Annotated in this window: 1 pseudogene; it reads left to right on the top strand. The window is 47.6% G+C overall.

The annotated features are described in order from the left end of the window. Positions 1-12: 12 nt before the first annotated feature. Positions 13-825 (top strand): annotated as a pseudogene (locus ABEV15_RS14045) (copper amine oxidase N-terminal domain-containing protein); the annotation flags it as partial.

Below are 825 nucleotides of genomic sequence, written 5' to 3'. Positions count from 1 at the left end.
AGCGGAACAAATATGTTTTTCACGATTCCACGAACGACGTTTCGAAGCCCTATGTTACTTACCGAAGAAACAGCGATTACTGTACCGCAACATATTCATACACCGACCGTTGCTGACGAACGGCGTTTACTTATTAGCGACAATCCCGAACTACTTACAACGGAGTCAGTGCCAAATCGCCAAGCAACATTAGCGCTAGATGACGTTCGCGAGCGACAACAAACAGTCGATCATCGTGTGTTCGGTTGGCACGCCAATATGTTAGGTCAACAGGCATCGGTTGCTATTGTGATTGATAACCTCTCTTCATCTAACGACCTTGTCGTTACAAGCGGAAAGGGGACGTATCGAACAAGCCCAAACAGTTGGGGACATTACGATGTTGGCTTACCGATTGCAGAGGCGGTGTTGCGCCAATCGTTCGCAACTGCTCAAGCAGTGAAAGTGAAAGCAGGAACGAGCGCGGTCATTCAAGCATTTGACGTCCCAAACAACCAACTGCTCGGATTTTTATATGACTTTACCGTCCAACAAGAAGGCTCAATGACTAACTATCGCATACGAACGATCGTAACGAGCTCTTTAGCTAACTTTTCAACCGTTTCCCCTACGCTCGCACCGATTGATTCTTATGCAACCCATCCGCGCGGTGTATGGAAAGGAACGACATTAGAAGCGACGTTGCCTGCATATACAACTGACAGCCCAGCCGTCGCCTACAGCATCTCAAACGGAAAAACGGATCATCTTCTTTCCGTTTCCAATGCATTAAGCCATCCGAGCGAAACAGTACACAATCCAGGGCATTACGGCTTAACATACCGT

The organism is Bhargavaea massiliensis, from assembly GCF_050480245.1.
Classification (GTDB): Bacteria; Bacillota; Bacilli; order Bacillales; family Anoxybacillaceae; genus Anoxybacillus.
Note: the sequence above shows the minus strand (reverse complement) of the source record. Positions and strands in the feature narration are given on the sequence as shown.